The organism is Terrimonas sp. (assembly GCF_003075435.1).
Classification (GTDB): domain Bacteria; phylum Bacteroidota; class Bacteroidia; order Chitinophagales; family Chitinophagaceae; genus Agriterribacter.
Map to the genome: position 1 here is coordinate 14,448 of NZ_QCZJ01000006.1, position 13,648 is coordinate 28,095.

Genomic DNA, 13,648 nt, shown 5'->3' on the forward strand with positions numbered 1-13,648 from the left:
CATGGAATTCGCCAATCAGCCCTTATTTTTATTGGCTGCACTATGGCTCATTTCATGTGTTTCTTTGTATTGGAAATAATTCACAAAAAGCAGGGCAAGGTAATTGCGTAAAATATTGGACGATTGTTATAATACAGGAAGGTAGATAAAACAGGATAAACGGATGGGCATTGGTTTAGGGTTACAGGATGCCTGATCAATACCAGCCTCTCTTTCTAAAAATATACAGCATTATCAATGGTATAAATAACATACCGGCTACGGAAATATAAAACCCCCATTTGTTATGCAACAGGGGAATAGCTTCAAAGTTCATTCCGAAAATACCACCAATAACAGTTGCCGGTGCCATTAAACAGGTTACGATCGCCATCACCTTCATTACTTCATTCATGCGCAGGTTTACATTATTGATATAAATATCCTGCATGCTCATCATCATATCGCGGTAGTTCTCGGTAAAATCGTAAGCCTGTACAATATGATCGTATACGTCTTTGAAATATTTTGTAGTTCTGTCTTCGAGCAGGTCACTTTCGCTGCGGATGAAACCGTTCACCAGTTCGCGAACAGGCGCGATATTTCTTTTGAGAACGATCAACTCTTTACGCAGTTGATTGATCCTTGCCAGTGAGCGGGTATTGCTGCGGCGGATGACTTCTTCTTCCAGTAATTCAATTTCTTCTCCCAGCTTTTCCATCACAACAAAATAGTTGTCAACTATCATATCGAGCATGGTATAGCAAAGATAATCCGCACCGCGCTGCCGTATTTTGCTGGCAGAGAGTTTAAGCTTTGAGCGCAGGAGATCAAACACATCCCTTGAGCTGTCTTCCTGAAAAGAAATGACAAAGTCATTGCCAAGCGCAATGCTGATCTGTTCTGTTTCAACTGTTTTTGTTGCATCATTAAAATAGAGCATATTCAGCAGGCAAAAAAGAACGCCTTCAACATCATCCATTTTAGGACGCTGCCCTATACTAAGAATATCTTCAATAAGCAGTTGGTGAATGCCAAATTGTGTACATACATTTTCAACGTCTGACTTACGCAAACCATCAATATTGATCCACGTAATATGCCCGTTATTTTTAAAGCCGGAGCAATCATTGATATGCTCCAGCTTTATTTCATTTACAATATTGGCATCGTAGTCAAAAACATAAATTTTTACATCCTTCGCCTCCTCCCTTTGAGGGAGAATGGTAGGATTTACCTTGAATAATTCCCGCGTACGCTGCGTACCAAATAATGCGGCCAAAGGCTGAGCCAGCGGTATATATCGCAGGTATTTATTTTTTATCATCGGGGGAATTAATTATGGCGTTACATCATTATTTACCTTTGCCTGCGCTTACAGCAGCTTCAAGTGTAAGGATATCCCTGTCGAATAAATAGAATCCGCCTTTGTCATCGCCGATCAGTTTTAATTTATCTATTACCCTTCTTGCCAACGCTTCTTCTTCAATCTGTTCGCTTACATACCACTGTAAAAAGTTATGTGTGGTATAGTCTTTTTCTTTCAGGCAAATGTCTACCAGCTTATTGATTTCTTCACTTACGTGAATTTCATGGTTCAACACTTGTTCAAATAAAGGTCTTACGCCTTTATATTTCATGGAAGGTTGTTCCAGTTTTGGAATTACGCCGTGTCCGCCACGCTCATTGATAAACTTTACGAGCTTCAGCATGTGTATGCGCTCTTCATCAGAGTGTTTATATAAAAAATCAGAAACACCGTTATATCCTTCCACTTCAGCCCAACTTGCCATTGCAAGATAAATCTGTGATGATTCCGCTTCCAGTTGTACCTGCTGGTTAAGTGCCTTTTCAATTTTTGGAGATATCATATTTGTGAGATTTTGTTGTGAACAATATTTAATATACAGAAAGATAAAAATTATTTCCGGAAACCCGAAAGTACATAATCAGGATTTGTTTACCTAATCTCCTGTTTTGCAACCTGTTGCTAATATTACCCGGATATAACATTTTTAGGGTCGTGTAACCACTTAAAATAATAAACCATCAACCTCAAACTGAATTATTGTTTATCTTTGTACACTTAAAATTCAGCAGTGTATGATCAGGACAGGCAACCCGGTAATAAGCATATATACCGAAATGACTCCCAACCCGGAAACGATGAAATTTGTGGCAAACAAATTATTATACCCGGGTAAGAGCATTGACTTCCCGGAGGTGGATTCGGCAAAACCTTCACCACTTGCACAGGAGCTTTTCGGATTTCCTTTTATTAAAGCGGTTTTTATAGCCAGTAATTTTGTAACACTTACCAAAACCGGCGAAACCGACTGGCAGGATGTGATTCCCAATATCAGGCAGTTTTTAAAAGAATACCTGGAAGAAGGGAAAACGGTTATTAATGAAGATGAGGTTGTGGTGCTGAAATCTGAACCATCCAACGCTGTGAGCGCAGATGATGACGATGTGGTAAAGCGCATTAAAGAAATACTGGACAATTACGTGAAACCCGCGGTGGAAATGGATGGCGGCGCTATACAATTCAGAAGTTACAATGAGGGCGTGGTAAACCTGATGCTGCAGGGCTCATGCTCCGGTTGTCCTTCATCTATGATCACTTTGAAAAGTGGCATTGAAGGCATGATGAAGCGAATGATACCTGAGGTAAGAGAAGTGGTGGCTGAAGCGGAATAATCTTAAAATCATTTAAAATAAAAATTAAAAGGTGCTGCTATTGAGCGCCTTTTCTTTTTTGCCTATATTCACCCATTCACTTTTCGCCATTGCCCAACACAAATTCACTTATAAAAAAGATCGTCATTATCGGCCCGGAATCTACCGGCAAAAGTTCATTATGTGATAAACTTGCAGAGCATTATGATACCATTTGGTGCAGGGAATATGCAAGGGAATATTTGCTGGAACACGGAACAGACTATAGTTATGATGATTTGCTCACAATCGCAAAAGGACAGCTAAGGTTGGAAGACATTGCTGCAGGAAATGTCAACGGTATGAAAGAAGAAGATAGTAATGCCGCTTCTTTATTATTTATTGATACGAACATGTATGTAATGAAAGTGTGGTGTGAATTTGTTTTCAATAATTGCCATGAGTGGATCATTGAGCAGATCATACATCGCAAATACGATTTATACCTGCTTTGCAATACTGATCTGCCCTGGGTAAAAGATGAGTTGCGTGAATATCCTGATCTTGAGACAAGAGAAAGGCTGTATAATATTTACAAAGACATCATGATAAACCAGGATGTGCCCTGGGTAGATATCAATGGTGATTATGAGGAGCGGTTTGAGCGGGCAAAGGAAGCGGTGGATAAGTTAACCGTATTTAATTTGCAGGCTTGAACTATGGGGTCTGCTGCATTTGTTAATTATTCTATTTTGGTATTCTCATTTCCCCCCATCATCTTTGCAGAATATTTGGTTGGCGCCGTTGGCGCCATTAAAAGGGAAGTCCGGTGTAAATCCGGCGCTATCCCCGTAGCTGTAAGGTTGTGAATAGGAATGGGCAACAGGCAATGCTGGTTAAGCATGTTTGCTATTGAGCTTTTACTATTCATTTGCTGATGTTTCTGCCACTGTCTCGCCTGGAACGAGATGGGAAGGCTCCGGCACAAAACCAAGTCAGAAGACCTGCCAGGTATAACTTTTACAATCAAAAGGCTTTCGGGTGAAAGGCCGGAGATGAATGCCGCATAAGTACAGCGTATGCGCATAATTTCCACTGCACCTGTTTGCCGCATTAATTAATTTAACCAAAATGAACAGCAAACATTTTTTACTGGCGGCATTTTTATTTTCATTTGTTTCAGCATCAGCACAGCAAGACAGCACAAAAGGAACTTCATTGAACGAAGTAGTAATAACAGCCACAAGGTTTCCGAAAAAGGTAAGTGAAACAGGCAAGGTGATTTCCGTTATCACAAAAGAAGATATAGAAAGAAGCAATGGCAAAGATCTTTCGCAGATATTGAATGATGAAGCCGGGTTGGTCATCAATGGCGCATATAGCAACCCCGGCAAAGACAAAAGTTTTTACCTGCGTGGAGCAAAAACAGACTATACCGTTATCCTGCTAAATGGTGTTCCGGTAAGTGACCCTTCGGGCACAGGAGGGGCATTTGATGTAAGAATGTTTACGCCAGAGCAGATTGAGCGCATCGAAATTTTAAAAGGCGCGCAATCTACCTTATATGGCTCTGATGCTATAGCAGGCGTAATTAATATCATTACAAAGAAAGGAGCAGATAAACCGGCGCAGGGCTATGCGGGTTTTTCAGCAGGGTCATATAATACCATCAGGGCTAATGCAGGTATCAGCGGCTCCGCTGAAGGCTCTTCGTATAATATTGGATTTACACATTATCAAACCAAAGGCATTTCTGAGGCGGAAGATACCACCACGGCAACAAGTTTTGATAAAGATGGGTTTAATCAAAATGCGTTTAATGCCGACTTTAATGTGAGGGTAGCAAAAGGATTGTATATAAAGCCATATTTCAGGTATACTTATTTTAAAGGCGGTTACGATGGCGGCTCTTTTACTGATGCCGATGCAACATATAAAGCGCAGATGTTTACTACTGGCTCGCAGGCTGAATATAACTTCGGCAAAGGCGCATTAACGGCCTTTTACGATTATGATGAAGTGAACCGCACATTCACCGACTCCTGGGGAACTTCTCCTTATGCAGGCAATAAAAAAACGCTTGAGTTTTTCGGCAATTATTCTTTTAGTAAGCATATACAATTACTGGCAGGTATTCATTACAATAAGCAAAAGCTGAATGATGAAACGGCTAATCCTAAAAACCCAACGGCTGAGCTTACAAGCCCATATCTTTCTTTTTTCTTAAAAGATTTGAGAGGGTTTAATCTTGAGCTTGGCGGCCGCTATAATAAACATTCAAAATACGGCGACAACTTTACGTACAGCATCAATCCTTCATTCACCATTAACGACAAAGTAAAACTATTTGCCAATTATGCTACTGCGTTTAAAGCACCATCATTATCTGCATTATACGGGCCGTACAGCGCAAATCCTGATCTTACACCGGAAACGTCTTCTACAATTGAAGGGGGCGTGCAGGCAACACTGCTTTCTGAAGTATTGGATGTAAGGGCTGTTTACTTTAAGCGTAAGATTGAAAATGTTATTATTTATGGTCCTTCTTTCCAGCTTATCAATCTTGACAAACAAAATGATAACGGATTTGAAATTGAGCCAACATTATACATTGGGAAAAAGTTGCGCATAAAAATGTTTTATGCCTATGTTGATGGAGAAGTTACCACAAAGTCAAATGGTAAAGATTCCTCATACTCCAATCTAATCCGCAGGCCTAAACACAGTTTTGGCGCTAATATAGGATACCAGGTTACACCGCAGTTTTTTATCAGCACACAAGTTAACAGCTATGCAAAAAGAAGTGATCTCTATTATGATATGAGCACATATTCACAGCAGGCGGTTACGCTGTCAGCCTATACAATGTGGAACGCTTATGCAGAATATGCTGTAGCAAAGAGCAGGGTGAAATTTTTTGCTGATATAAAAAATATCACCAATGCAAAGTATACGGAAGTATATGGGTATAGTACATTAGGGTTTAATTTCACCGGAGGAATAAGGGTAAAGATGTAGGCGCGGATATTGGATTATAATTTTAATTATGTGCGGGCTTCAATCCGCACATTTTTTATGGAATATGATAATATTTTTTTGAAGATATTCATTACAGATTCTTCCTCACTTTCAATTATTGATTTATATTGAAGTTGAATTTTTTGCATGCAACCGCTTCTTATAAAAGTTAACGTACCGCAGAAGTCTTCGTTTAGCATTAACCGCTATTCGTACAATGATCAGTTTCCCGGATTATGGCATTTTCATGAAGAATACGAATTAACCCTGATTGTGAAAAGCAAGGGAAGCAGGATGGTTGGCGACCATATTGAAAGGTTTAAAGCAGGCGACCTTGTTTTTATAGGGAAAAATCTGCCGCATACCTGGCGTAATGATACACAGGAGTCAACCGGCATTGCAGAGGCTTTAGTGATTCATTTTTTAGAAGATTTTTTAGGCAGTCATTTTTTAATGCTTCCTGAAATGTATAAAATAAAAAACCTGATGGAGCGCTCCAGGCGTGGATTGAAGATAAAGGAACCTGCTGCAAAAAAAATCGTTCCTTTAATGAAAGAGATTGAAGTTACGCAGGGCGCTGAAAGGGTAATTTTACTGCTCAATATTTTGCACATATTATCTGAGTCAGATGAATATATTGAGGAATTATGTTCTGAAGGGTTTACCAATTCGATCAATTACACTGATGCAGACCGCCTGAAACGGGTATACCAGTATATAATGAACAACTTCCAGGAAGATGTATCACTTTCCAAAGCTGCTTCGGTTGCCAATATGAGCCCTACCGCATTCAGCCGTTATTTTAAAGTAAGAACGCGTAAATCATATACGCAGTTTGTAATTGAATTGAAAATCGGCTATGCGTGTAAACTGCTGATCAATGAAAAAATGTCGGTGGCCGAAGCCTGTTATAAAAGCGGTTTTCAGAATTTGTCGAACTTTAACCAGCAGTTTAAAACAATCACCAGCCTTACTCCCAAAAAATATCAGGGCTTGCATGCTGTTCAGTAATTTTTATAGTATTGTTATAAAAGCATATTTTTTTGATATGTAACAGTATGTTTAAATAAAATCTACCCTCTAATTTCATTACAGGAACAGCATCAGTAGTTTTATAACGATTGCATAAGCAGGTTGCAGGGGCATGTTTCGAATTTTAGCGTGTATGGCAATCTTGTGCAGATGCCTCGTGCCTCGGCATGACAGGCGAAAGAATGTATATTGAACAATAGTACCAATGTTCACTAATGCAAGCAGGAGAATGTGTGTTGAACAGCAGTACAAATGTTCAACAATAGCACTAATTCCGAACACCGCACCGCAGTCTGTCATGCCGAGGCACGAGGCATCTGCCTTAGCAGTGATAGGGGCACCTGCAATAAAATTGTATAAATTGTGCATCCTGGTTTAATTGCTTAACTACGCCATAATGAAGTTGACTGCTAAATTATTATTATCGGGATTTTTATTGATGATATGTGTCGGTATAATGTCATTCGAAAAACCAGACCCTGAACCATCTTTTCAGATTGTTAATCTCCGCTGTGAATATCTTACAAACCCGCTTGGGCTTGATGCGCCACATCCCCGCTTCAGTTGGGAAATGACTTCAGGCGAAAAAGGCAAAAATCAAAAAGCCTGGCAAATAATTGTGGCGGATAGCGAAGCTATTCTTAGCAGAAATGAAGGCAATGTCTGGAATTCGGGCAAAGTTTCGTCTGCAGAAAGCTTTCATATCAGCTTTAGCGGAACGCCACTTTTATCAGGCAAAGATTATTTCTGGAAATTAAAAATATGGGATGAACAGAATATTGCTTCACCATGGAGTGAAACACAGCACTTTTCCATGGGGCTGTTGAATAAGAACGACTGGAAAGCAAAATGGATCGGCGCTCCGTCTGTGCAGCCTGTAACCACGCAGGACGAAAATATTATACCTCCTTCTCCTCTGCTGCGCAAAGCATTTTCTGCAAAAAAACAGGTTAAAAAAGCAAGATTGTATGCAGCTGCATTGGGGGTTTATGAAATGTACCTGAATGGTAAAAAGATAGGCAACAGGGTACTTGCCCCGGAATGGACTGATTATTTTACAAGGGCGCAATACCAAACCTACGATGTTACGGATATGCTTGTATCAGGAGATAATGTGCTGGGCGCCATGCTGGCAGACGGGTGGTATGCCGGCGTATTATTTACACACGGTAAGCCGCAAAGGGGTAATTATGGATTTGACAGGAGGTTGCTCGCGCAGCTTGAAATTGAATTTACAGATGGCTCAACAGACATTATAGCAACAGATGAAAGCTGGAAAATACTGCAGGATGGGCCAATGAAGGAAGCTTCTATTTTTGATGGGGAAGTATTTGATGCCAGGTATATTCCTGCCAACTGGATGAAGCCTGGATTCGACACACAAAGATGGGATAATGTTACTGTTGATAATACCGTAACTATAGCGCTCAATGCGCAAACCAACGAACCCATCAGTATTGTAAAAGAAATTAAGCCGATAAATGTTTTCAGGGCGCCCAATGGTAATTATATTTTTGATATGGGGCAGAATATGGCCGGGTGGGTACATATAAAACTGCCGTATAATCCCGGCAAAAAAATCATTATGCGGCATGCCGAAATATTAATGGAAGATAGTACGCTGTACACCCAAAACCTCCGCACCGCAAAGCAAACCGACACCTATATTCCGGCACGTGAAACAACGATTGACTATGAGCCACGCTTTACTTATCATGGTTTCAGGTTTGTGGAAGTATCAGGCCTTACGCAACCTCCCACCCTTGACAATATTACAGGTAAGGTAGTAGCTTCTGCAGCCCCGCTGGTATCTGATTTCAGCTCCTCGCATAAAGATATAAACCAGCTATGGCAAAATATTTTATGGACGCAGATCAGCAATATTCACGGTATACCCGAAGATTGCCCGCAACGTGATGAACGCTGCGGCTGGATGGGCGATGCGCAGATATTTTGCCAGACGGCTATCTATAATATGGACCTCGGCGCCTTTTATACAAAATGGTTTAAAGATATCCGCGACCGTCAAACGCCTGAAGGGCGATATCCAAATTACGCGCCGCAGGTAGGTATGGTATTTTATGATGCCCCGGGCTGGACAGACGCCGGCATCATTATTCCCTGGAAAGCATATCTTAATTACGGTGATAAGAGGATACTGGAGCAGCATTACGAATCAATGAAAAAATTTATTGATCATGTACACCAGGAAAATCCCGGGTTGATAAGAGTGAAAGCCGTAGGACAGGATTATGGTGATTGGGTGAATGGCAACACTATTAAAGCCGAAGGCTATCCCACAGACAAAGGCAGCGTTCCCAAAGACCTGTTCTCCACTGCCTTTTTTGCATATTCTACCCGGATACTTGCCAATGCTTCAAAGGTTTTAGGAAAAAATAAGGAGTATACATTCTATAATAATCTTGCTAAAAATATTAAAGCGGTTTTTGTAAAGGAATTTATTGCTGAAGACGGCACAATAAAAGGAGGTACGCAGGCCGGTTATGCATTGGCGTTAGAGTTTGATCTTGTTCCCCAACACCTGCGTGCAAAAGCAGCCAGCTTAATGGTAGATGCTATAGCAGAATATGATTACCGTGTGTCAACAGGCATTCAAACCATTACCCGGATGATGAACCAGTTGAGCCGGAATAATTATAGTGATATAGCTTATCGTTTATTGGAGAGTCACAGATTTCCTTCCTGGCTTTATTCTATTGACCAGGGGGCAACCACCATATGGGAGCGTTGGGATGGCTATGTAAAAGGCAGAGGCTTCCAGCGCTGGCAAATGAACTCCTTTAATCAATATGCTATCGGCTCGGTTGGCGAATGGATGCACAATACTATAATAGGTATTAATTATGATGAAACGCAACCAGGGTATCGTCATTTTGTTTTAACGCCCACGCCCGGCGGCACGCTTACCTGGGCAAAAGGAAGCTATAAAGCCATTACCGGAAAACTATCCGTATCGTGGAAGAAAGATGCGGGCATGCTAACTGTTGAAGTTGACATCCCTGCTAATACAACGGCCACCCTGGTATTGCCATCAGATAAAAGCATTAAGGAAGGCAATCAGCCAATAGCAGGCAGCAGGTATATAAAACAGGTTAAAATGAAAGAAGGGAAAACCACTTTAAAACTGGCATCAGGCAGGTATACTTTTACCATGCCGGAATAAATATTACTTAAGGTATGAGAGGACTATCGGGCAGAATAGCATTGATAACAGGAGGGCTGGGCGACCTGGGTTATGCCACCGCGCAGCGGCTGAACGAAGAAGGCTGTAAAATAATTTTAGCAGACGTTCAGCCGGACAGTATGGGAAAAGCAAGTTTAATTAACGCATATTTTATACAGGTTGATATAAGCAAGGAAGCTGAAGTAAAAAAAGCCTGCGATGAAATTGCTGTCAGAATTGGTAATGTGCAAATACTTGTAAATACAGCGGCATACTTTGTATTTAAAGGCGTAGAGGCAACAGAAGAAGACTGGGCTAAAATAAATGCAGTAAATATCGGAGGCACTTCGTTGATCACAAAACATATTGTACCGCAAATGCGCAGTATTGGTGGCGGAAGCATTATCAACTTTTCATCGGTAAGCGGTTTTGTGGGCCAGGCAAATTTTGCAACATACAATGCTACCAAATTCGCCATAAGAGGATTAACCAAATGTTGGGCGCAGGACCTGGCGCCGGATAAAATACGGGTGAATACATTATGCCCTGGTTATGTTTATACAAGTGCGTTTATCCATTCCTGTGAGAAGCTGGGACTTGATATTGAAGAAGAAAACAAACGTGCATCTGCCATGCATTTGCTGAACAGGCAGGGAACGGTTGCGGAAGTAGCGGCAGCTGCTGCCTTTCTTGCAAGTGATGATGCTTCTTTTATTACCGGCAGTGATTTATTGGTAGACGGAGGTTATCTCGCAAAATAAATAACTATGCAACTTATAGATTTATCACACCCGCTTGAGCACGGGCAACAAACTTTTCCCAGCGATCCTAAATTGAGTATTATACCTCACGGTAATACCAAAACGCTGAGATATAACATAACACAGATTTCTATTGGCTCTCACCAGGGCACGCACCTCGATGCTATGTACCATTTTTTAGATGATGGAAAAACATTGGACCAAATGCCACTGGATTGGTTTTACGGCAAGGCACATGTGTTGCGCATACCCAAAAAAGCAAACGAAGAAATTACCGTTGCGGATTTTCTTCCCTATGAAAAACTATTACAGCCCGGCGCTAAAATTATTTTTGAAACCGGCTGGCATAAGCATTTCGGTAAAGATTATTTCTTTGCTGACTTCCCTTCGCTTACACAGGAAGCTGCAAGATACCTTGCCGAAAAGAAAATCAGGTTACTGGGAATGGATATGCCAACACCCGGCAAAGACTGGTATGAATTGCATCATATTTTACTGCCGGCTGAAATTGTAGTGGTAGAAAGCCTTGCCAATTTAAACAGCGTGCCGGATGATATTACGTTCATGGGATTCCCCCTAAACTTTAAAGGCAGGGACGGCTCTCCCATTCGTGCTGTTGCATTAGTGGAATAAATGATTATGATACGGCATGCTTGCCGTGATCAATAAATATAATTGAAAGGTTGTTGGGCTTCGGAGGAAAGAATATTTTTTGTAACCAACACTATTGCTACTATGTAGCTTTTGTTGCGTCGCACACTTGTACAGCAGCAATACTATTCAGCAATATTCATACATCATTATGAGATATAGCAGCCGTGATGAGATACAATTATTTTAAGGCATAGTTGTGAGACTATGAAGAACATAGTTAGTCCAAAGTTGGAGGCTTTGGACAGCAAAACAATTAACCCCACACCAAACGAGATACTATATAATGAAGGCATTATACTACCCGGCGTATAGCGAATTAATTCTGGCAGATCTGCCCATGCCTGCTTACCAGCCAAATGAAGTGCTTGTGCAGGTAAAAGCCTGTGGTATATGTGGCAGTGAGCTGGAGACCTTTAAAAGCAAAAGCCTGAGAAGAATACCGCCATTAATTATGGGTCATGAGTTTTGCGGCATTATAGACAGCATTGGGTCTGATGTGAATGGATTTGCAAAAGGCGATGCTGTAGTAAGCAACTCCATTGTATCATGTGGCAGGTGTGCCAGTTGCAGGGAGGGTAAAACTAATTTATGTATTCAACGCCAGGTATTTGGCATGCATCGCAACGGAGCCTTTGGTATGTATGTAAATGTTCCGGCAACAGCTTTAATAAATATGCCTGCTGATGTAGACCCCAGGCATGCCTGCATAACGGAACCCCTTGCTAACGGGGTTCACCTGGTAAAGCTAACCCAACATATTGACATTAAAAATGTAATGATAATAGGCGCAGGCCCGATAGGCTTAATGGCTCAGCAGGCTTTCAGCGCTTTGCGTAAGGTAAAAACCATTGTGGCCGACATAAGAGAGGAAAGAATACAGGTGGCAAAATCAATAGGCGCTACAGGGGTTATCAATCCGCTAAAAGAAAATGTAGCTGATGCCATAAAAATTATTACCGACGGAACCGCGCTGGACTTGGTGATTGATGCCGTTGGCTCTCCTGATACGAATAAGCTTGCGCTGGATATGGTGAAACCCGGAGGAGTGATTTTAATTATTGGACTGTACAATAACAGCAAGTCATTATTAAGTTACGATATAGTGCTTTCAGAAAAAACAGTGATGGGTAGTTATGCCGCCACACAACAGGATATGGAAGTAGCCTTTTCATTAATAGCTACAGGCAAAGTTGATGTAAGCTCATGGGTGCATTATTACCCGCTCGAAAACAGCCGGCAGGCATTTTTTGATATGATGGAAGCAAAAGACGATCATATAAAATCTGTTATTGTATTTGATTAAATTTTTACTGATGCAAAAAATACTGATCACAGATTACGGGTTTAAGCATATTGAACAGGAAAAAAAACTGATAACCGGCGCAGGATTTATTTTACAGACCGCTCAATGTAAAACACCTGAAGAAGTATTGACCCATGGAAAAGATGCGGTAGCGCTGCTGGTTCAATGGGCGCCGGTTACCGCAGTAGTAATAGATGGATTAAAGAATTGCCGCTTAATAGTGCGCTATGGTATTGGCGTAGACAATATCGACCTGCAGGCAGCAAAAAATAAAGGTATTGTGGTTTGCAATGTTCCGGATTACTGTATTGCTGAAGTAGCAGACCACACGATAGCCTTAGCGCTGTCTTTAGCAAGGCAACTAACGGCAACACATAACCGCACCATTTCCGGGGAATGGAAAATTATTCCGCCGCAGCCGGTATTACCTTTTTATGAAATGAATTTTGCTACTATAGGTTTTGGTAGAATAGCCCGCGAAGTTTTAAAAAGGGCAGCGCCTTTTGGTTTTAACAGAATGGCGTATGATCCTTTTGTAAACCCGGAACAAATCAAGTCCGAAGGAGTGCAACCACAGGACTTTGAAACCATTATCAGCCGGGCAGATATTATCTCCCTTCATTTACCACTTACTGCGCAAACCCATCATTTAATAAATGCAGCAACGTTGAATACAATGAAAAAGGGCGCTATACTGGTAAATACATCCCGCGGCGGATTGATAGATACAGCAGCGCTGGCTGAAAAGCTGAACGAAGGAGCCATTGCTGCGGGGTTAGATGTATTTGAAAGGGAACCCCTGCCGGCAGATCATCCTCTTATGAAATGCAAAAACGTTATACTCACTTCCCATACCGCGTGGTATAGCGAACAAAGCGTTCCCACACTGCAGTTTATGGCAGCAGAAGCATTAGTAAGAGGGCTTACAGATGGTATTTTCAAAAACCGGGTGGTATGAGCGGCTTTCAGAAAGGCTGACATAGCTTACAGCTATTAAATTACTTTATGTTCAGTTTTAAGCTGGTTTTAGCAGGCTGTGTAAGCGATGGTTTTAGAAAT

The 13,648-nt window shown here is 41.3% G+C and carries 11 protein-coding genes and 1 riboswitch; of the genes, 9 read left to right on the forward strand and 2 right to left on the reverse strand.

Annotation, left to right across the window (positions count from 1 at the left end):
• Positions 1-196: 196 nt before the first annotated feature.
• Entirely contained in the window at positions 197-1,306 is a 1,110-nt protein-coding gene (gene corA / locus DC498_RS08380) for a magnesium/cobalt transporter CorA (RefSeq protein WP_116873712.1), read from the reverse strand.
• Between the two features lie 28 nt (positions 1,307-1,334).
• The gene (locus DC498_RS08385) at positions 1,335-1,850 is read right to left on the reverse strand and encodes a ferritin (protein WP_116873713.1); all 516 of its coding nucleotides are present in this window, start codon (positions 1,848-1,850) and stop codon (positions 1,335-1,337) included.
• Positions 1,851-2,082: 232 nt separating this feature from the next.
• Here DC498_RS08385 and DC498_RS08390 point away from each other — a divergent pair, with 232 nt between their 5' ends.
• From DC498_RS08390 to DC498_RS08435, 9 genes are all read left to right on the forward strand, one after another.
• Positions 2,083-2,679, forward strand: a complete 597-nt coding sequence (locus DC498_RS08390; protein WP_116873714.1) for a NifU family protein — start codon at positions 2,083-2,085, stop codon at positions 2,677-2,679.
• 89 nt (positions 2,680-2,768) lie between these two features.
• Complete coding sequence (locus DC498_RS08395; protein WP_240627929.1) at positions 2,769-3,353, forward strand: AAA family ATPase; 585 nt, start codon at positions 2,769-2,771, stop codon at positions 3,351-3,353.
• A 59-nt stretch (positions 3,354-3,412) separates the two neighbouring features.
• A riboswitch (cobalamin riboswitch) is annotated at positions 3,413-3,663 on the forward strand.
• A 105-nt stretch (positions 3,664-3,768) separates the two neighbouring features.
• The gene (locus DC498_RS08400) at positions 3,769-5,655 is read left to right on the forward strand and encodes a TonB-dependent receptor plug domain-containing protein (protein WP_116873715.1); all 1,887 of its coding nucleotides are present in this window, start codon (positions 3,769-3,771) and stop codon (positions 5,653-5,655) included.
• Positions 5,656-5,802: 147 nt separating this feature from the next.
• Positions 5,803-6,666 carry an AraC family transcriptional regulator gene (locus DC498_RS08405; protein ID WP_116873716.1) on the forward strand — a complete coding sequence of 288 codons (864 nt, stop codon included), beginning with the start codon at positions 5,803-5,805 and terminating at the stop codon, positions 6,664-6,666.
• Between the two features lie 418 nt (positions 6,667-7,084).
• The gene (locus DC498_RS08415; protein ID WP_116873718.1) at positions 7,085-9,871 is read left to right on the forward strand and encodes an alpha-L-rhamnosidase; all 2,787 of its coding nucleotides are present in this window, start codon (positions 7,085-7,087) and stop codon (positions 9,869-9,871) included.
• Positions 9,872-9,885: 14 nt separating this feature from the next.
• Positions 9,886-10,632: an SDR family NAD(P)-dependent oxidoreductase gene (locus DC498_RS08420; RefSeq protein WP_116873719.1), complete on the forward strand. Its 747-nt coding sequence runs from the start codon at positions 9,886-9,888 to the stop codon at positions 10,630-10,632.
• A 6-nt stretch (positions 10,633-10,638) separates the two neighbouring features.
• Positions 10,639-11,265, forward strand: a complete 627-nt coding sequence (locus DC498_RS08425) for a cyclase family protein (protein ID WP_116873720.1) — start codon at positions 10,639-10,641, stop codon at positions 11,263-11,265.
• 304 nt (positions 11,266-11,569) lie between these two features.
• Positions 11,570-12,589, forward strand: a complete 1,020-nt coding sequence (locus tag DC498_RS08430) for a zinc-dependent alcohol dehydrogenase (protein ID WP_116873721.1) — start codon at positions 11,570-11,572, stop codon at positions 12,587-12,589.
• Positions 12,590-12,599: 10 nt separating this feature from the next.
• Complete coding sequence (locus tag DC498_RS08435) at positions 12,600-13,547, forward strand: C-terminal binding protein (protein WP_133176799.1); 948 nt, start codon at positions 12,600-12,602, stop codon at positions 13,545-13,547.
• Positions 13,548-13,648 lie beyond the last annotated feature (101 nt).